General features: G+C 42.6%; 12 protein-coding genes. All 12 read left to right on the top strand.

Features of this window, described 5'->3' with window-relative positions:
• The first annotated feature begins 13 nt into the window (after window positions 1-13).
• The 12 genes from D1164_RS00330 (at window position 14) to D1164_RS00380 (ending at window position 20,217) form a co-directional block, all read left to right on the top strand.
• Window positions 14-571, top strand: a complete 558-nt coding sequence (locus tag D1164_RS00330) for a GNAT family N-acetyltransferase (protein WP_119348314.1) — start codon at window positions 14-16, stop codon at window positions 569-571.
• Window positions 572-675: 104 nt separating this feature from the next.
• A complete protein-coding gene (locus tag D1164_RS00335) occupies window positions 676-2,493 on the top strand; it encodes a hypothetical protein (RefSeq protein ID WP_119347944.1) in 1,818 nt (605 codons plus the stop codon).
• The gene (locus D1164_RS00340; RefSeq protein ID WP_172594272.1) at window positions 2,441-4,819 is read left to right on the top strand and encodes a GH92 family glycosyl hydrolase; all 2,379 of its coding nucleotides are present in this window, start codon (window positions 2,441-2,443) and stop codon (window positions 4,817-4,819) included. Before D1164_RS00335 ends, D1164_RS00340 begins: the two co-directional genes overlap by 53 nt.
• A 165-nt stretch (window positions 4,820-4,984) precedes the next feature.
• A complete protein-coding gene (locus D1164_RS00345; protein WP_119347946.1) occupies window positions 4,985-7,276 on the top strand; it encodes a DUF4838 domain-containing protein in 2,292 nt (763 codons plus the stop codon).
• Between the two features lie 29 nt (window positions 7,277-7,305).
• Entirely contained in the window at window positions 7,306-10,233 is a 2,928-nt protein-coding gene (locus D1164_RS00350) for a glycoside hydrolase family 2 protein (RefSeq protein WP_119348315.1), read from the top strand.
• A gap of 8 nt (window positions 10,234-10,241) precedes the next feature.
• Complete coding sequence (locus D1164_RS00355) at window positions 10,242-12,545, top strand: alpha-galactosidase (protein ID WP_119347947.1); 2,304 nt, start codon at window positions 10,242-10,244, stop codon at window positions 12,543-12,545.
• 36 nt (window positions 12,546-12,581) lie between these two features.
• Window positions 12,582-13,238, top strand: a complete 657-nt coding sequence (locus D1164_RS23930; protein WP_206610879.1) for a hypothetical protein — start codon at window positions 12,582-12,584, stop codon at window positions 13,236-13,238.
• Window positions 13,239-13,250: 12 nt separating this feature from the next.
• Entirely contained in the window at window positions 13,251-14,273 is a 1,023-nt protein-coding gene (locus tag D1164_RS23935; protein WP_206610880.1) for a hypothetical protein, read from the top strand.
• Between the two features lie 56 nt (window positions 14,274-14,329).
• Window positions 14,330-16,312: a right-handed parallel beta-helix repeat-containing protein gene (locus tag D1164_RS00365; protein WP_172594273.1), complete on the top strand. Its 1,983-nt coding sequence runs from the start codon at window positions 14,330-14,332 to the stop codon at window positions 16,310-16,312.
• A gap of 97 nt (window positions 16,313-16,409) precedes the next feature.
• Entirely contained in the window at window positions 16,410-17,081 is a 672-nt protein-coding gene (locus tag D1164_RS00370; protein ID WP_119347949.1) for a lysoplasmalogenase, read from the top strand.
• Window positions 17,082-17,136: 55 nt separating this feature from the next.
• Window positions 17,137-18,177, top strand: a complete 1,041-nt coding sequence (locus tag D1164_RS00375; protein ID WP_119347950.1) for a glycoside hydrolase family 43 protein — start codon at window positions 17,137-17,139, stop codon at window positions 18,175-18,177.
• Between the two features lie 45 nt (window positions 18,178-18,222).
• A complete protein-coding gene (locus tag D1164_RS00380) occupies window positions 18,223-20,217 on the top strand; it encodes a sialate O-acetylesterase (protein ID WP_119347951.1) in 1,995 nt (664 codons plus the stop codon).
• Window positions 20,218-20,219 lie beyond the last annotated feature (2 nt).

Consider the following 20,219-nt stretch of genomic DNA (forward strand, 5'->3'; position numbering starts at 1 on the left):
AATTGTAAAAAGTATGATAATCAGAAAGGCTAAAGCAGAAGATTCAAGTGTGATTGCAATGCACCTGATGCTGGCAATGAGCACAATTGTTTATCGATTTATTGGAGAAGATTCTGAAGAAAAGGCCACTCAGTTTTTAGAAAGCCTGATTAGAAAAGAAGCGACTCAATATTCTTATGAAAACTGTTGGGTTGTAGAAAATGAAGAAGGAGTTGTTGGAGTAGCCACTGTTTATGACGGAGCAAAATTACAGCAACTCAGGGCTCCTGTTGCAAAGATGGTGAAGTCAATGTTTCACAGGGAGTTTAATCCTGAAGATGAAACACAGGCAGGTGAATTTTATATTGATTGTATTGGTGTACATCCTGACTGGCAGGGGAAGGGTATTGGCTCGAAAATACTTCAGTTTTTGATTGATGAGTATGTTTCTAAAAGAAATAAAACACTGGGTTTATTGGTAGACAAAGACAACCCAAATGCTAAAAGACTATACTTAAAATTGGGATTTGAATCTGTTGGAGAAACAACATTAACAGGTAAAGAGATGGAACATCTTCAACTCAAAAATTAAAAACACCGTTCTCGTTTTTATGGGAAAAGGCAGGGGAAATACTGTATAACAATTACTGATCATATAATTTGCTGACTGTAAATAATGAAAAACTACTTTGAAAAATGAAAAAAACACTATTTGCCATCGTTTTGTGTGTTAGCCTGACAGTATCCATGAATACTGAGGCTAAGAAGAGTGAACCCTCTTTAAAGATTGAACATATTGAGTTGGGATATCCGGTTCCGGCCATACCGTTTTATCATTTTAAAACGACACTTGAATTGCCTGAAGCATCCATAATTGAGGTGGAAGCAGCCGTGAATGGTAAAACCATGCGTTTTGTTAATCTTTACCGCGGAGATGTGGAAGAGGAGGAAAACAAACCGGCTCTTACACACCGTCCGCCCTCCGGTTATGCCTTGTCGCAGGACAATACGCTTTATAAGAAACCGGTAATTACTGGTTGGCTTATGTGGCAGCCGGGAGAGGAATACGATATAAAAATTACTGTCCGATTAAAAAAATCGGCAAAACCATCACCTGATGACCGGTTTATTTCCAAAACGGTACGGTTGACAGCGCCTTCCGGGGCAAACGTATTTGATACAGCATGGAAAAATTATAAGTCGGTTGTGTTAAGTGAAACAGCCGGAATAGACCGTAAACAGGAGCCGGTGGAAGTATTGCTGCCCTTTTATCCGGATGAAGCAAACGACCTGAAACGGGAAATCAGGGTCGTTGCGGTTAATCCGGTTGATTTTAGTTTATCGGAGGTGCCCAGTCAGGTGTACGACATTCAACAGTATATAGAAGAAGATAATTTGGAACCTCTGGAAGAAGGGCAACCCAAACGGCATATCCCTCTTTGGATGCCAACAGTAACCTGCAGGGTTTCTTTTTTGGCTGATGTTGCGGCCAAAACAAGCCAGGTATACCTTGTTTATTATAACAATGAAAAAGCGATGGCGAAAATCTATCAGACTGATTTACGTGTACAGGGTGAATTGCCGGGCCTAAGCATTGATAACAACCATTTCAATGCTGTACTTCATCCAAAATCAGGACATCTCGATCAAATTACATTAAAGAAAAAACCTGAATCTCCTCTTTTTCATCGCATGGAAACCAATGGGGCAATCCATTGGAATCCGGGTATTTATGTGCCTCCACGTGCCTGGACACATACAGCAGACTGGAAATATGACCAGAATGTACATTCCATATCCGGAGCTGTAATGGCTACCAGTGAAGCCTGGGGCGCTTTGAGAGAGGTACCGGAAGTTGATGCTTCTGTAAGGTACCAGTTTTTTCCCGGAGTTCCGTATTTTGTCAGTACTACCACGATGCGGATTAATGAGACAGTTCAGACGATTGCTTTAAGGAATGCAGAAATTGTTTTCAAGCGCGAATTGATGACACATGCCGGTTGGTACGATGTTATTCGAGACTCAATTATTACTTACGATGTGGGCAATATGGCTGATCTTACAGATTTAAAAATGGAGGCCGATGTTCCATGGATTACATTTTATAATGAAGAAACAGGAATCGGCTTTGCGGGCATAAAACTGGAATATGCCAATGCCGGATTGGAATCGCGCACCAGACTGTTGAATCCTTATTTCTATATTACCGGAGGCCCCTGGATTTATTGGTCCCGGGCATTGTCTCTTAGCTTCCTGGCGTCTAATATGCAGCAGGTTATTCCTGCCATGAAAGGGAGTATGTTTCTGGAAAAATGGGCTTATCTTGTTTATGAGGCAGACAAAGAAGATCCTTACAGGCAGGTTCTGGAATGGAAAAAGAAACTAACGAATCCGTTAAGAGTCCAGTTGGTTGAAGAAGTGGATGAACGTGTCTCAAAATCCCTCATCGAAATTTATATGGATGAAGGCAAAACAGGATGGGAAGAGCGGGATACAGGAAAGCATGAACACTGATTTTTATAAAACAAAATGGATGGGAAGAAATAATATGATGAGAAATATAAAGTCGGAAAATAAAGTAAAAAAGGTTACAATGAACGTGTTGAATCATTCTCAAAAAGCAGGTATAAATAAAATCATTAAAATCGGGGGCTTTTTTATAATGCTCCTGGTGTTCACTGCCTGTTCCAACGTAGAAAATAAAAAGGAAGATCCTTTAAAGTATGTGGACCCGTTTATCTGTACCAAAGGAGATAACGGACAATTATATCCCGGGCCGGTTTATCCGTTTGGGCTGGTACACCTCTCTCCCGAAACCGAGGGCGATTCGCATGTGGGCTATTATTACGAAGACAAATTTATTGAAGGCTTTTCGCATTTGCGGATTGGTGGCGCCGGTTCAAGAGGAAAAGGTGGTGGATTGCTGATTAAACCGGGTATCGGAAAATTTTCGAATAAGATTGAAAAATTCCGTGAACCTTATATAAAATCAGAGGAAGAGGCAGAGGTTGCCTATTATAAAACGGTGCTGGAATCAGGTGTTAAAGTTGAACTTACGGCAACGGAAAGGGTTGGTTTTCATCAGTATTCTTTTCCTGAAGATAAAAAAGAGGAGAGGTACATAGCCATTGATTTGTCGCATAGTTATGTCGGGATGCTCGATGCCAGTCTGAATGTGCTGAACAACAACGAAATTACCGGGATGATTAAATCAAAACACAATAACGGGGGAGGACACCACCGGTTGTTTTTTGCTGTTGTTGCAGATACGCCTTTCGAGTCATTCACGAGTTGGCAGGGCGATAATACTGAGGAAGGACAGGCCATTCGTAACGGGAATGATGTTGGAGTCTGGCTGAATTTTCCGGAAGAGGGTGAAAATGTGATCCGTTTAAAAGTGGGGATGTCGCCCATCAGCGAAGAGCAGGCTATGTTTGAAGCCAAAAATGAAATCAGGGATTTTGATTTCGATAAAGTAAGAAAAGAAACTGCTGCTGTGTGGAGGGATAAACTCTCGAAAATGGAGGTAAAAAGTGATTCGGAAGAATTCAAAACGTTATTCTATACGCATTTATATCACTCTTATCTTGTCCCCAATAATGCAACTTCATCAACAGGCGAATATGTAAGGGCCCATCACCTCGATACCGTTTGTAAAACGCAAAGCACAGCTCCCGACTTTACGTATTATTCGTGTTGGAGCCTTTGGGACGATTTTCGTAAATACACCCTGGTTTCGCTGCTTGAGCCGGATGTAGTCAAAAATATTGCCCGTTCTCTGGTTGATTATTACGGAACGCGTCCCGATTGGATAACAACCTCAAATGCAGGCGATGGCAGTTGGCCCACACCAACCATCCGGATGGAATTTACCAGTCCGGTAATTATGGATGCATACGCCAAAGGTTTGGGTGATTTTGACACTGAAATCGCTTTTAACGGAATGTTGAGAGACTTTGAAAAATACTCTACACGTAACGTTAGTGCGAAACTGGAGAAAGCATATCATGCCTATGTGGCCCTGAAAATGGCTGAAGCGCTTGGCAAAACAGAATACCTGGAAGAACTAAAAGCCGGAGCCGATGCCTATAAAAACATCTGGAACAAAGAACAAAAAGATAACCAGGGGAATGAGCGCGGATTTTTTACGCCGGATGGAAATCCGGTTCCGGATGTGGAAGAGTTTGAACTTTACGTTTACGAAGGCAACCTGTGGCACTACCGCTGGTTTGTGCTTCATGATATTGATGGGTTAGTTGACTTGCGCGGTAGTAAAGAAGCGCTGTCCGACGATCTGGAATATTTTTTTGAAAATGATTTTTATATGCACCTGAACGAACCGGATATACATTACCCGTACTTGTTTAACCTTCTGGGAAAACCCTATCTGACACAAAAATGGATACGCACGTTTACTACGAAAGAGGTTACCCAGCTGTACCATAATCATGGATTCTTCGACGAACCCATTGTTAAACGGATTTACCGGGCCGATCCGGAAGGTTACATTGAATCGATGGACGACGATGCCGGTACCATGGCTTCGTGGTGGGTGATGAGCGCCATGGGCTTGTTCCAGTTAGACCCGGTACAACCGAGATACCTGATTGGTTCTCCCATTTTTCCTGAACTTACCATACATCACGACAATGGAAATACATTTAAGATTATCGCAAACAATGTAAGCGAAGATAATTTTTACATACAATCGGCAAAACTAAACGGGAAACCATACAACAAACCCTGGATCGACTATTCAATCATTATTGAGGGCGGTACCATTGAATTTGAAATGGGAGCTGAACCCAATAAAGAATGGGGAACTGGAAACAACTGGTGATTATCCCCGGCAGTCCCCTTTAGGGGATTTAGGGGTAAAATGATAGATATATAATTCTGAACAAATCAATATTGAATTTTGAATGATTATTTATGGAAAGAGCCTTGGAATATGAGCATATCAATAATGTTAAATTAACTGTGTAATTAACTAAACTTAATAATTATGAAACCATTTTCATCAATCAGCTATTTTTCTCTTATTGTAATTTTAGTTCTTGCCTTTGGTTGTAAAAACCAGAAGTTTACAATTAACGGAGAAGGCGGATATCAGATTGTTATCCCGGCGCAGGCCGACTCTTTAACGCTAAAAGCCGCCAATGATCTTCAGTTGTATTTAGCGAAATTGCCTGGCGCAAACCTTCCTGTTGTCTCGGAAGATGAGTACAAAGGCGACAAGGGCATTTATATTGGGCATACCCATTATGCAAAAGAACTGGCTGTTAATTTCGACCAACTGGAAACGGACGGATATGCTTATAAACAACATCAGCAGAATTTTATTATTGCAGGAGGTTCGGAGAAGGGAATCCTTTACGGGGTTTATGACTTTCTTGAATCTGCAGGTTTCCGGAAATATACTTACGAGTATACTTATGTTCCTGAAATAAATGCAATCACTTTTCCAAAGGACACGGTGGTGATTCCGCAAATAAAATTCAGGGAAGTGTATTTCAACGATGCCTACCATGCTGATTTTTTCGATTGGCACAAACTGGGTCATCATGCAGACAATTGGGGACTATTTGTTCATACTTTTAATACGCTGGTTCCGCACCAGAAATATGGTGAGGAGCACCCTGAATATTATTCGCTTTGGGAAGGACAACGCCAGACCGGCGACGGAGGGCAATTGTGTTTGTCGAATTCAGAGGTTTTTGAAATTCTTGTGTCCAATTTGAGGAAAGAGATGGCTAAAAGGCCCCATATGAAATACTGGTCGGTTAGTCAGGGCGATAATGAAAATCCATGCTGTTGCGAAGCCTGTAAAAAGCTAAATGAAAAGTATGGTGGCGAACCTTTCCGGCACAGTGGTTCTATAATTTATTTTGTGAACAAAGTTGCGCGCGAATTTCCTGACAAAACTATTTCTACACTGGCCTACAGGCATTCGCGCGAAGCTCCCGAAAATATTGAGCTGGAGCCCAATGTCAACATTATGCTTTGCAGTATTGAAAGTACACGTGAGAAGCCCATTTCTGAGACCGACCCTGAATTTGCAAAAGCCCTGGAAGACTGGGGGAAACTTGCCAAAAGCATTATTGTTTGGGATTACACCGTGCAGTTCCACAATCTAATTAGTCCTTTCCCAAACATGCATACGCTGAAACCAAATGTGAAGCTGTTTACTGATAATAACGTAACCGAAATGTTTGAGCAGGGGGACCGGAATACTGAAAAAGGTGGAAATATGGTGGAGTTAAAAACCTACCTGCTTGCCAAACTTTTGTGGAACCCGGATGCCGACGATGAAGCTATTATTCAGGAATTTGTACAAAACTATTACGGGGAAGCCGGTACTTATATTCAGCAATACATCGACACCATGCGCGAAGCATTGCTGGCAAGCGGACAGGAACTGGAAATATTTGGCAGTCCGATTGATGCCAGGGATACCTACCTGAAAGCTGAAATGATGGAGAAGTATAAAAGCTTATTAAACCAGGCAGAAGAAGCAGTGTCAGATGACCCGGAACTGCTTTTTCGTGTACAAAGGGCCAAATTACCCATTATGTTTGCCGAACTGGAAATTGCCGGTACCGAAATGGATACCCCGCGCAGTATGTATACAAAAGCAGCTGACGGCAGGTACGTGGTAAAACCTGAATTTAAAAAGCTGGTGCATGAGTTTGTTGAGGGGTGTAATGCCCAGGGAATTGCCAGGCTGAATGAAAGGACCACACCGCCCGATTTGTACCTTAAAGCCTTTACCCGAATTTTTGATAAAATAGATGAACTGGACAGCGTAATATCATTCCGCAAAAAAGTAATCCCGGTAACTACTCCTGATTCAGAACCAATTGAGGCTTTAACTGATGGAGTTTTCGCTTCGTTCGAAACTTACCAACATCCAATCGATTGGGTGGGATTTAAACAGAAGCACATGGAGTTTATTCTGGATTTGGGCGAAATCAGACCTGTAAATTCGGTAAACATTGATTTCTTAAACGGACGCACGCTCTGGACTTCCATATTTTTACCTGAATATGTTAGTTACGCAACTTCAGTGGATGGTGAAAATTACAGTGACCCGGTTAAAGTTTCCAGTCCCGTCGACCCGAATAAAGCCGAATCGTACACCGAAGAATATTGTACATATCCATTTTATGCGGATATGAATGCCCGCAAAGCCCGTTATATAAAAGTGTATGCCAAAAACATAATGGAATGCCCGTCGTGGCACATGAACACAGGTACCCCGGCATGGCTGTATGCCGATGAAATTACAGTAAAGTAAGAATGATTCTTCAAATTTTTAAAACGAATATGATTGGATTAAGGAAAGTATTTTTAGTGATTTTGTTTTATTTTTTTGCGGTGGGCATAAATGCCCAGGAGCTGTCCCGATCCTTTGAAATGCGGTATTTCACAAATGATTCGAAGGCCAACGGGGAAACCGATTTTCTGGGCGAAACCCAATGGATGACAACAGACCAGCGGATTGGTTTTTTGAAAGAGTATGCCCGGGTTGCCGCTGATTTTTTTGATAATCCAAACCTGGATAAACAGATCGTTTCGGATACCGAAATCAGCGATTTACTAAAAAATGTAAAGCCGCAACCTGTAACATCAGTGCGTAAAACAATCCGGTTAGACAACTGGAAAGCCTACGGTTACAAAGAGGGACAGGACCAGGTAAAAGCCAGAAGTTTGCAGGAATGGGACAATTGCCAGGACGCAGTGGTGAAAGAGGGGACACTGGAGGTGGAGAATACCACAATAACCCGGGTTATCGATTCACTAACCTGGCGGTTTAAGGTAGAAACATCGTTTAAAACAGGAGAAAACGGAGCGTGCCGTATCATCCTTCAGGACGGGATGAGGCAGGGTATTGTTTTTGGTGTCCGGGGCAATAAAGTAATGTTTGGTTCTGAAAACAAAACCAGGGAAGAACCAATCGCAAATACCAATGATTGGGTACAACTAAAAATAGAGGCAGACCTGACACAGAAACGTTTTAACCTGTATGTGAACGACAAACGTATTCAATATTACATTCCGGTTATGGATACTACTGTTGAAGCTATCACGCAGTTCTCTGTCGAATCGAAAGGGACTTCTTTTATCGATGAACTTTTCATTTTCAACCATACCCCAACCGACCAGGTCCGGTACCCTTATGTTTCTAAAGTTGTGTTGGATGAAAATTTTCGGGAAAAACCAAGTGTTGAGGGCTGGCAGACGGCCGGTTTTGATGACGGCCACTGGACGGAAGTGAAACTACCCTCAGCGCATGGCGGACTGCGGGAAAAAGAGGAAGCCTACTATTTACGCAAAAAGGTGGCGACGGATGATTTTCAGCGGGCCGTTTTAAAACTGGAAACCCTCGACCCCGGGGGTGAAATCTGGGTGAACGGGCAGGTAGTTGGCGTGGTAACCACTCGTCATCCGGTTGAAATCGATATAACCCGGTATTTAAAGCGGCACAATGAAAACATAATTGCCGTTAAAGTGAACCCCTATAAAATAGTTTACCCGATGGTGCACAGCCCCACCGACCATTATACCGGTTGGTTCCTGGGACGCGCCACACTGGAACTTTCCCATCGCTGTAAGATAACCGATGTGTTGGTGCATACCCAAAATATTGGAGAAAAGGCAACGCAGGTTCACCGGGTGTATATTAACTATCCTACCCGTGATTACTTTGAAGGGAGCATTGAGGTAAACTACTATCCCTGGTTTCCGGAGGAAGGAGAAAAAGTGGCAAGTGTGAGCCGGAAATACAGCATCCCTCCGCGCATTGTGAATGAATACACTATCGAATGTGAAATCCCTTCGCCCAAACTCTGGAGTTTTGATAATCCTTCTTTATACAAGGTGGAGGTTATTTTAAAAGATACCCTGGGGAATGCAGTTGACGATTATGTCACCACAACAGGTATCCGGACAGTAGAACAAAAAAACAGCAACCTGTATGTAAACGGCAAACCGGAAATGCTGAACGGGGCACAGATTATGGGGTTCCGGACCCCGGTTGAAACAATGTCGAAGTATAACCGGTGTGCCCCATGGGAAACCGTTGCCGAAGAATTACTGATGCTGAAAAAAATGGATGCTAATCTTTTGCGCCTTCATGTTCATGCTGAAAAAGATACGGTTGATGGCATAAACGACCCCCGTTTTGCGGAGTTTGGTGACCAGATGGGCATCATGTTTATCTGGCAAACAGCTTCATTTATCCGTGAGGGGGAAGCCTGGAATATTGATTTTGACGGCTTCCCGAAGTACATCAAACAGGTGTACAATCATCCCAGCATTGTAATGTGGGAAGCATCCAACCACCCGAATAAATTTCATAACCACGATATTTCGGCTACGCATGGCTACGTAAAAAAGATATACAACACGATTTATTCCACCGACCAAAGCCGCATTATTTCACCCACTTCAGCGTGGAACCTGACGCATTACGGAAATACGGAGGGAACAATCGATAATGAGGGCAATCCGATAGAGGCCGTGCCGGAATATACAGCACACCGCGTAACCCGTGGAAACCAGGATGCTTATACCGGGTACGGAAAAAAATGGACTGAATTGCGCAAAGCCCCCTACCAATGGGCGGCTTCCTGTTTGAAGGACAGTGCCCGGGCCTATTTTAATTTCGAACACGAAGAGTCGGTGGGGCAGCCCAACTGGGAGTTGTGCAAAGGGAAACCGTGGTATTTGCTGCAATCGTACGAGTATTACTATAATGCACAAAGTGTTGGGCGGTATTTAACGGCTGGTGAATGGAGGGAAAGCCAGGCCTGGCAGGCATTTTCAGCCTGGGAGTCAATGAAAAAGCAAATGCTGCTGGGCTACGATGGTTTTTCGTGGTGCTGCCTGCGGGGAGGTGCCAACATGGGAACCTACAAGAAACCGTTGATTGATAACCTGAGACATCCGAAACTGGCCTACTATACCAACAAAATGGTATTCCAGCGTACCTGGGCCGGCAGCGCCGATGTAGATGTGGTTTACGGACCGGAGGATAAAATCAGTCCGGTAATCCATCATTTAGGGGGAGAAACCAAGGTAAATCTCACTGTTACCATTAAAAATTCAGAGAATAAAATTATGGATAAAAAATGGTACAAAAATATTGAGTTGGAAGGTGGAAGGTCAGTAAAAAAACTTGAAACATTCAGGTTTAAAAAAGTGCCTGAAGAAATTTACACTATCGAGTATGTAATTAGTGAAATAAAATAAGCCGTATTATGATTAATTATAAATCAAAATTATTACCGGTGTGGATAGTTGTATTTGCTATTTTGTTTGGTTGCACAAATAAACCTGAGGGGGGGAATTGGTCCATTCAGGAAAAGGGAAATGAAATAAACATACGGGCAGGAATACTCGAACAAAAACTGGTTTTATCTGACAACGGTTTTCGGACTTCGGCGTTGTTGGTTGCTGATGAAAATATGCTGAAAGCAAACTCGGATGAAATAAGTTTTAGTATCCACAAAGCTTCACCAAATATTAAACCTGAAGGAATTACATATTCATCGGAATCGGGGGTAGAACAATCGAATGCGGAGCAGAATCAAACCGATGCGTTATCGGTGAAAAAAGCAAAAGAGGGAATTACTACCAATGTTCAGTGGGTGGATTCGATGTATGTGGCAGGCAAAACTTTTGCCGATGTTTTTGCTTTTGAAAGCCATAAAATTTCCAGTCCAAAACAAGGGGTAAAACGGTTGGTGGTAACATTCACATCAAATAAAATAGCGGAAGATTTTTTATTCAAAATAAACTATGAAATCTATGAAGGTCAACCGGTTATCCGCAAATGGGTAGAGTTTAAAAACCAGGGCAGCCAGTGGACTAAAATATCCGACCTGATGTTGAAACAGTTGGATTTGGGAGCTTCTTTTTCCCAGGCTACTTTACTAACTCCGGCAGTTCGCGGCGTTGATCCCAGTATGGTTGCTTATCGGAATGAAGCGGCTACAACCGGAGTTATTTCAGTTAGCGAAATCCCTTCAAAAACAAGGCATCTTTCGGTTGATGGTAGCAGTGGGTATAATCCCGGTTATTTTGAGTGGGTGCTGGGACCCGGTGAAACGTTCGAATCGGAACCGGTTTTTGATTATGCCTTTTCCGGAGAAAGTTACAAAACAGTATCCGCAGCCTCAACGGCACTCGACCGTTGTGTTGAAAAGGGTTTTACGGCTTTTCTGAATAAGTACATTTTAAAACCGGTGGATGAAACGAAAAATGTGGCCCCTGTATTTTGTACCTGGACAAACTACAATTCCAACATTAACGATAAAAATATGCGGGAAGCTGCCGACATTGCTTCTGAAATTGGGTTTGAATGTTTTCAGCTGGATGCCGGTTGGTCGGACACCGGACCCGATGGTGGCTGGGCTGTGTCAACCACAAATCCCAGAGCAAAGGAATTCCCGGATATGAAAGGGTTAGGTGAGTACATTCAGTCGAAAAACATGAAAACCGGAATGTGGTATTCTGTTTTTATAAACGAGCAGGAGACCGATATTTCTGCTTCAGAACCCGGATTGTTTAGTTTGCCGCTTATTCGTCGGGCAGGCGGGTTGGGACTGAGTTTTTGCTATGAAAAGTCGCGTAAAAAGTATGTCGACGAAATTGTCTACCTGAACAAAACATTTGGGGCAACCTATTTTAAGCAGGATTTAAGCAACATCTGTTATGGCGATATTGCCCGCGGCCACGAAAGTCGTACAAAAAAAGAATCGTATCTCCGCGGGTTGCGTGGTTTATTTGCCACACAGGACGAAATTCTCAGGCAATCGCCCGAAACCTGGCTGCAGTTGTCGCACGAAATTTACTGGGAAACTCCCGGCCCGGCTGCCGATGTAGCGGTGTTAAAACATGTCGATTCGTACCATGCTTCGCCCAACGAATACTGGGGCGCAGGGAACAGGAAAACCCTGGTTGACGACACCTGGAATTTTGATGTGGACAGTTTAAAACAGCAGTTGCGTTTGGGGGCTTTCCGTGCCCGGGAAATTATGTATAACCACCGGGGGTTGCCGCTGGAACGAATTGAAATATTCGGGGCTGCAACGACCAACTACAAAGGCAGCCTTTCGTCCGATGTGCTTGACCGCCAGATTTGCAGCTGGCTAATGGGGTCACCACTGTCGTACTCCGGCGATTTAACTTCGCTTACTCAGGAAAACATAAAACAATACCGTAACCGGTTTGCCCTATTAAAAAGGCTCAATCAGCAATATGGTATTTATTCCCATTTTCAGTACAGCGGGGTGCCTGCACCTACCGATGAAGACTGGCACTGGTGGGGGAAACTGAATGATGATGGCTGTGGGGCAGTGGTTGTTTTGCGGGGAGCTTCGGGTGCTGATTCACGCAGTGTAAATATTCCATGGGTAAATGCAGACAAAAAGTATACGTTGAAAGCATTATTTTCAGGAAAAGATTTGGGAGAGTTTTCCGGGCAACAATTGCATGACGGGGAACTAAATCTTTCACTACATCAGTTTGGACAGGAAATAATTGAAGTGTCACTGAAATAAAAAGCAAAAATCAACTAAAACAATAAAACCAAAGGAATGAGAAGTGGTAAATTACTTATACTGATGTTTTCTGTTTTGTTCTTGCTTGTTTCATGCGTTAATCAAAAAAACAAACAGCAGGAAAACAAGGATGAAAAAGAGCGTCCAAGAATAGTTAATATTATCAATTTTATCCGTTTATGCGATCCCAGAAAGGAGGAAATTACCGAAGAAGTTCTGTTCAAAACGGTGGAGAAGCAGGTGGAGGTGATGAATCAGTACAAACTGGGCGGAACTTTTCTTTTGCAGTACGATGCATTGATGGATTTGCGCTATCAAAAGCTTCTGAAAAGTCTTCCGGCTGATTCGTTCGAAATTGGGGCCTGGTGGGAAATTCCGCAGCCTTTGGTTGAAAAGGCCGGATATGAGTGGCGTGGGCGTTATTCCTGGGACTGGCATGCCGATGTTGGTTTCTCAACCGGTTACACTCCCAAAGAACGGGAAAAACTCGTAGATGTTTACATGGCAGATTTTAAGCAGATTTTTGGTTATTATCCGAAATCAGTTGGTTCCTGGTTTATCGATGCACATACTTTGAATTATCTTCATGAAAAATATGGCATTGTAGCTTCGTGCAACTGCAAAGACCAGGTGGGTACCGACGGTTATTCCATGTGGGGTGGCTACTGGAATCAGGCGTACTATCCCAGTTAAAAGAATGCGTATATGCCTGCGCAAAATGTTGAGAGTCAGATTTCGGTGCCCGTTTTCAGAATGTTAGGTAGCGACCCGGTACGCCAATACGATAATGGATTGGGAACAAAAAAGCAAAAGGTCGTTTCGCTGGAACCGGTTTATCCGGAAAGTGGAGGAGACGCTGATTGGATTAACTGGTACTTCGGGCAGCTTGTTGAAGGAGAATGTATGGAGTATGCCTATGTTCAGGCAGGACAGGAAAATTCTTTTACCTGGAACCGGATGTCGAAAGGGTACGAATTACAAATGCCATTGATTGCAAAGCTTCGCGATGAAAAGAAAATAAAAGTGGAAACACTGGCTGAATCAGGGCAATGGTTCCGTGAAAATTATAAAACAACACCCGCCACATCGGTTACTGTAACCGAGGACTTAAAGGAGAGTAATAAAAAGACAGTATGGTTTAACAGCCGCTATTACCGTTTCAATTTGTTGTGGCAGGATAATGCCCTGAGGTTCCGCGATATCCATGTATTTGATGAAACTCTGGCCTCTGATTATCTGAACGAGAAAGCCACTTCTTCAAAATGTGACTATTATGCGCTTCCGATTGTGGATGGGTTTAACTGGAGTACTGCTGATGATGTGGCGGGGTTACGTTTTAAAGCGGTTATCAATGGCAGGGAAAAGTGTATTGAAGGGGGGACCCCTGTGGTTGATGATTCTAATGAGGGACAATTGTATATTTCCTGGCCATTAGTAAATATAAAAGGAACGATGGAATTTCAGGTTGATGCAAACCGAGTGGAAATCAGATTAACCGGGAATAATCAGGTGGACTGGTTTCTTGACCTGACTACAGATCCGGATGCTGGTCTCCCCTTTAAAAAAATCAGCTCTGACAGGATTGACTGTAACTTTAAAGGAATGGATTATTCGGTATTTCTGGATGGAGGGACTGTTTCTGTACCTGACAAGGATGTCGTTTTTCGAATCATCCCTGAAGAGAAATCAATAGGTCTGTCTTTTTCTGAAAGAAAAGTCAATGATTAAATGAATAATATACCTGACATAAATTTTAATATTTGAATCATTTAAACTTAATGGATATGAAACTACTGGCTTTTTTTATTTTGATTTTTAGCTTGTTTTCGACTGTTGCACTGGCGCAAAACCTAACGTTGCATGTATCCGTGCAGGGGGATGACTCAAATCCCGGAACAGAAGGAAAACCGGTAGCAAGCATTGCGCGGGCAGCAGAACTTATTCGCGCTGCCGGTTCGGATTTTGATACGGCCCATGTCATCATTCACGAAGGGGTTTATCGCCTACAACAGGGAGTTGTTATCAACGGGCTGAAAAATATTGTTTTCTCCGGAGTTGACAACGGTAACGTAACGATCAAAGGAAGTACAGCGCTTACATCCTTCCAGAAGTTGTCAAAGCGGCATACCTTATACAAAAAGAATCCTGAAATTGGGAAAAAAATTATCGAATTTGATGTAAGCAATATTGAAGGCTTAACGCATGAAAAGCTACGTTTGGCGGGAGCTTCAAGTGTTCCTGAACTAAAAGATTTTCGTTTGCACGAACTAATTGTAGATGGTAAGCCCATGCCTTTAAGTCGTTGGCCAAACGGAGATGCGTATGCGGAGTTTACTCATTCTGTTGTTGATTCATCGACCATGCTAACCGGCATACAATACACGGACGAGCACATTTCATCGTGGAACGACGAACCCAATATTCTGCTCCACGGCTATTGGAAATATTTATGGGCCGATGCATACGAGCAGGTTAACAGTATAGACAGAAAGCGTAAAATTATCTGGTTGAATCCACCATACAACCATTATACTTTTGATGAGAACAAGCCTTTTGCTGCGGTAAATGTCGTAAGTGAAATTGACCAGCCCGGCGAGTGGGCTTATGATTACAAGGCTCAAAAAATATTTTTCTATCCTGAAGGAGATGTGACGGATTCAAAAATAGAACTTTCGGTTTGTAAAGATCCTTTGCTGAGCATAGAAGAAGCACAACATATCACCTTCAGAAATATCACCTTCTCCAACGGTGCAGGTCCGGGTATAGAGATAAAAAACAGCAGTTATGTCAATGTTGAAAATTGTATTGTAAATGCATTTCCGCAAGATGGCATTTTAGTTCACGGAGGGTACAATAACTCGATCAGAGGTTGCGAGGTTTTTGATACAGGCAGGGGAGCAATTATTGTAAACGGAGGTTCCTATATTACACTGGAAAAGGGAAATTTCAACATCGAGAATTGCCATTTGCATCATTTGTCACGTATTGATAAAACATACACCCCCGGAATCCTTGTCGACGGTGTGGGAACCACCATCAGAAACTGCAAAATGCATGATATACCGAGTAGTGCTATTCGTTTAAATGGGAACGACCATCTTGTTGAGTACAACGAAATGTATGACGTTGTTACCGAGTCCGATGATCAGGGGGCCATTGATATGTGGGGGACACAAAACTACCGGGGGAATGTGATACGCTACAACTACTTTTACGATGTGGGCCCCAAAGGGCAAGATGCAATAAACAGCCACTGCGGCCGCGCTGGAGTAAGGCTTGATGATGCCATCAGCGGTGTATTTATTTACGGCAATGTTTTTAAAAACACTTCTGTCGGTCTTTTTGGGGCAGTGCAGATTCATGGAGGAAAAGACAATATTGTCTGGAACAATATCATTTATAATTGTGAAACAGGGGTTTCTTTTTCTCCTTGGAGCGAACAAAAATGGGAAGAGTATACCCAAAAAGCCAAGGAGTTTTTTATGCAAAACCGGTTGGCTTATATTGCTCAATATCCTCAAATGATAAGATATGATGATGACATCAATAAAAACACACTAATTGGGAACGTGTTGATCAACTGTGAGAAGAATAAAGTGCGGGATAAAAAAGGGATAAATACCTGGGAAGATAATATTGAAATTAACGATGAAGGCGCAGATTTGGAACGGGCAAATTATTCATTGGGAAAATATGCCAAAGAACTTGAAGGGGTGCAATTTATTCCTATTCCATTCGAAAAAATTGGATTGAAGAAGCAGGAATGATTTATTTAAAATCAGAGAACAAAGAAATGTTGCCAGGGGATTATTCTATTCATTTTAACGTATATAAACAGTAACCATTTAACAAAAATCAATTCAGATGATTTCAACAATTAAAAAGAATCCGATCTATTTTATGCTGATAGTGCCCATCCTTTTTTCATTATTGGCTTACACCGGGTATGGTTTCGAATTTCAGTTGGCTGTTCCCGCAAGTTGTATCATGATAATAGCGCTGGCCTACCGGCAAAGAATGAGAGCCTCTGCCGATATTTTTTATATTATCGGAGCTTTCGTTTTTTCCATGGGGGGCGATTGGTTTCTGGTCAACAAAGGGGATAGCTTTATGATGTTTGCCGCAGGAATTGGCCTGTATTTCTTTGCTCACCTTTGTTACCTGATTTTTGCCCTGATTAATGGAAAGATACATAAGGTTTCTTTAATTGGTTTATTGGTTATTTATTTGGCGTTTTATGTTTTTATTCTTTATCCGGCAATCGATGAAAAAATACTATCTGTATTTTCCCTGGTTTACCTGCTGATTTCTTGTGTCTCAGTTGCTGCTGCAGCGGGTATCAGTTTAAACAAACCTTCAAAGTGGGCATATCTTGCAGGTATTATATTTATACTGCTTTCGGATACCATCATTGCTTTTAAGGAGTTTCTTGCATACGACGAACTAAACTTTCTGATTCTTCCCACCTATTACGCTGCGCATATCTGCATCACTTTTGCTTTGGTTGGAAGGACCAAAAAGGTGCCTGCCGTTTGATAAACGGCTATTCAGTATAGAGTGAATTTTAATGTGAAAAGTATTTAAAAAAAGAATGATGAGATTAATACAAATAAACGGTTCCTATCTGGTTTTACTGACCATCTGTGCGTTGCTCTCTTTTGGTGTGAGTAGTTGCAACAGTGCATCCAACAAAAAGACTGAATGGATAAAAAACTCGGAGATCAGGGTCAGGGATCCGTTTATCCTGGCTGATAAAACGACTCAGACCTATTACCTGTATGCCTCCATTGAAAACCGAACGATGGATGAAAGCGAAGGACAGGGAGTTGAGGTTTATACAAGTAAAGATTTACAAAACTGGACCGCACCAAAAGTTGTTTTTCAGGTTCCTGACGATTTTTGGGCAACCCAAAGGGTTTGGGCCCCTGAGGTTCATTTTTACAGAGGAAAGTACTATTTATTTACCACCTTTACTTCGAATGACACATTAAACACAGTAGCAGCGCCTCCTTCACCCAAATGGCCCAAACGTAACATTAGGGGAACCCAGGTTCTGGTTGCAGATACTCCTGAGGGGCCTTTTATTCCATTTGAAAATAAGCCACATATCCGGACAGACTGGATGACACTTGACGGAACTCTTTGGGTTGAAGAAAACCAGCCATATATGATTTATTGTCATGAATGGGTTCAGATTGAAGATGGTACTATTGATGTAGTGGCATTAAAAAAGGATCTTTCCGGGACGCAGGGTGATAACCAGGTTCTGTTCAATGCATCGGAAGCCCCTTGGGTAAAGCCTGTCAGGGAGGGATTTGGATACGTTACAGATGGCTGTTTTTTGTATCGGACAACCACGGAAAAACTTTTAATGATTTGGTCGAGCATGGGGGCCGATGGGTATGCAATTGGAATGGTAACATCTGAAAGTGGCAGCGTGAGAGGCCCCTGGAAACATCAGGAACAATGTCTGTTTAAAAATAACGGGGGACATGGAATGATTTTTAAAACATTTGACGGGCAATTGGTAATTGCTTTGCACCAGCCTAATTCAAGCCCTGATGAACGCATGCAAATTTATAAACTGAAAGACACCGGAGATAGTTTGGAATTGGATGGAAAGTTGTTTTAACCAGGTGGAGTGGGGCATTCTTATTCACTTTAAAATAGTTACAATATGAGAAAGCTGAAGATTAAAATTTCGTTTTTTTTCATTTTACTGACTCCCCTGTTTTTCTCCTGCCATCAAAGTCAAAAGAAGCCTTTGCAAGTAAACAGGCTTTTTTCTGATCATATGGTTCTTCAGCAGCAACAGGAAGTAACTTTTTGGGGAGAATATACGCCTAACCGGGAACTGACTGTTTCTGCAAGTTGGGGAGAAGAGGTTTCGGCTAAAACCGACTCCGGGGGGAAATGGGAAGTAAATATTGCCACACCAGAGGCCGGTGGCCCGTATTCCATCCATATTTGTACAAAGGATAGTACAATTTCCATTAACGATGTATTGGTAGGAGAGGTTTGGCTGGCTTCCGGCCAGTCAAATATGGAAATGACTTTAAACGGCTGGCCTCCCAGGGATACTGTTCAGAATGCAAAAAAGGTTATCGCTGAGGCCCGTTATCCCGGATTCAGAATGCTTACGGTTGAAACAAATCCTTCTGATAAACCTTTTGATACGGTTGCGGGTAATTGGGTCGTAGCATCTCCCGGAACAGTGGGGACATTTAGTGCAACCGCTTTCTTTTTTGCCCGCAGGTTGTATGAGGAACTCAATGTACCGATCGGAATTATACATTCGAGTTGGGGAGGAACTGTTGCAGAAGCCTGGACCAGCGAAGGAGGGCTCAGGAATCTTGGCGATTTTAACGAAGTTTTAGACGCGGTGAAAACTTCTGATGTACGGAAAAAAGCGGCTGATTGGTTTGCCAACTGGAACGAAATGGAGATGCCTTTAACAGATGAAGAATGGCAAAATATCAGTTTTTCTGATTTGGAAGCTGCCCAGGCTAATTTTGATGATTCGCATTGGGATACCGTCGGGCTCCCCGGAAGGTTTGATAAAATCGGTTCGGGAGTGTTTGATGGTGCAATGTGGTTCAGGAAAACATTTACTGTTGAAAATGCAGAAGTTGATTATGTACTCAGGACAGGTCCGATAAACGATATGGATGCCACATATATTAACGGGCAAAAGATTGGAGGACTTGCCGGCGAAAACTTTTGGAAAACCCCCAGGGAAATGGTTGTCCCTAAAACATTACTGAAAAAAGGAGTTAACACCATTGCCATTCGTGCCATCGACCGTCGTGGTAAGGGCTCTTTCAGTGGGCCAATGACGATATCGAATAGCATGGGCGATACCATTTCAATGGAAGGGAATTGGAAATATAGGTTGATTGCCGAAATTTTTATGAACCGGTTTTATGTTTATACACTTAATTCAGACTTTTCTGAGCGGCCTGATTTAATTGAGTTTCACCCTAACCTGCCTTCTGTTTTGTATAATGGGATGATACATCCCCTTACAAATTATAAAATCAAAGGAGCAATATGGTACCAGGGCGAATCCAATGTAGGTAGAGATGAGCAGTACCGGCGGCTTTTCCCGGCAATGATAGAAGATTGGAGAGCGAAATGGGGATATGATTTCCCCTTTTACTTTGTACAGATAGCACCGTATAATTACGCTCCCGAAAGGTTGTCCCAGAAACTCAGGGATGCACAAAGGTGTGCCCTGAAAACACCCAACACCGGTATGGTAGTTACTTTGGATATTGGAAATCCAGCCAACATTCACCCGGCAAACAAACAGGAGGTTGGGAAACGGCTGGCAGGGCTGGCACTCGATAATAATTACGGAAAAGATCTGGTCGCTTCGGGCCCTTTGTACAGGCAGACTATAAAATCGGACAAAAAACTGATTGTTGAATTTGATTATATCGGAAGTGGATTGGTCGCCTCAACGAAGGGGCTTTTCGGGTTCGAAATTGCCGGGGAAGATAAAAATTACCTTCCAGCCAAAGCGAAGATTGTTGGTGATAAAGTGGAAGTTTTTAACGCCGATATTGACTATCCTGAATATGTAAGGTATGCATGGAAGAATGAAAGTGAAGCCAGTTTGTTTAACAGGGAAGGACTACCTGCCTCTACTTTTACATCCGAAAAATTTTAGCA

The organism is Mariniphaga sediminis, from assembly GCF_003573545.1.
In the GTDB taxonomy this organism is placed as follows: domain Bacteria; phylum Bacteroidota; class Bacteroidia; order Bacteroidales; family Prolixibacteraceae; genus Mariniphaga; species Mariniphaga sediminis.

What these genes read in the sequence shown, in the direction of transcription:
- D1164_RS23930 (WP_206610879.1), top strand. Translation starts at nt 12,582, where the DNA reads ATGAGAAGTGGTAAATTACTTATACTGATGTTTTCTGTTTTGTTCTTG.
- D1164_RS00335 (WP_119347944.1), top strand. Translation starts at nt 676, where the DNA reads ATGAAAAAAACACTATTTGCCATCGTTTTGTGTGTTAGCCTGACAGTA.
- D1164_RS00375 (WP_119347950.1), top strand. Translation starts at nt 17,137, where the DNA reads ATGATGAGATTAATACAAATAAACGGTTCCTATCTGGTTTTACTGACC.
- D1164_RS23935 (WP_206610880.1), top strand. Translation starts at nt 13,251, where the DNA reads ATGCCTGCGCAAAATGTTGAGAGTCAGATTTCGGTGCCCGTTTTCAGA.
- D1164_RS00380 (WP_119347951.1), top strand. Translation starts at nt 18,223, where the DNA reads ATGAGAAAGCTGAAGATTAAAATTTCGTTTTTTTTCATTTTACTGACT.
- D1164_RS00350 (WP_119348315.1), top strand. Translation starts at nt 7,306, where the DNA reads ATGATTGGATTAAGGAAAGTATTTTTAGTGATTTTGTTTTATTTTTTT.
- D1164_RS00330 (WP_119348314.1), top strand. Translation starts at nt 14, where the DNA reads ATGATAATCAGAAAGGCTAAAGCAGAAGATTCAAGTGTGATTGCAATG.
- D1164_RS00355 (WP_119347947.1), top strand. Translation starts at nt 10,242, where the DNA reads ATGATTAATTATAAATCAAAATTATTACCGGTGTGGATAGTTGTATTT.
- D1164_RS00370 (WP_119347949.1), top strand. Translation starts at nt 16,410, where the DNA reads ATGATTTCAACAATTAAAAAGAATCCGATCTATTTTATGCTGATAGTG.
- D1164_RS00365 (WP_172594273.1), top strand. Translation starts at nt 14,330, where the DNA reads ATGAAACTACTGGCTTTTTTTATTTTGATTTTTAGCTTGTTTTCGACT.
- D1164_RS00345 (WP_119347946.1), top strand. Translation starts at nt 4,985, where the DNA reads ATGAAACCATTTTCATCAATCAGCTATTTTTCTCTTATTGTAATTTTA.
- D1164_RS00340 (WP_172594272.1), top strand. Translation starts at nt 2,441, where the DNA reads ATGAAGGCAAAACAGGATGGGAAGAGCGGGATACAGGAAAGCATGAAC.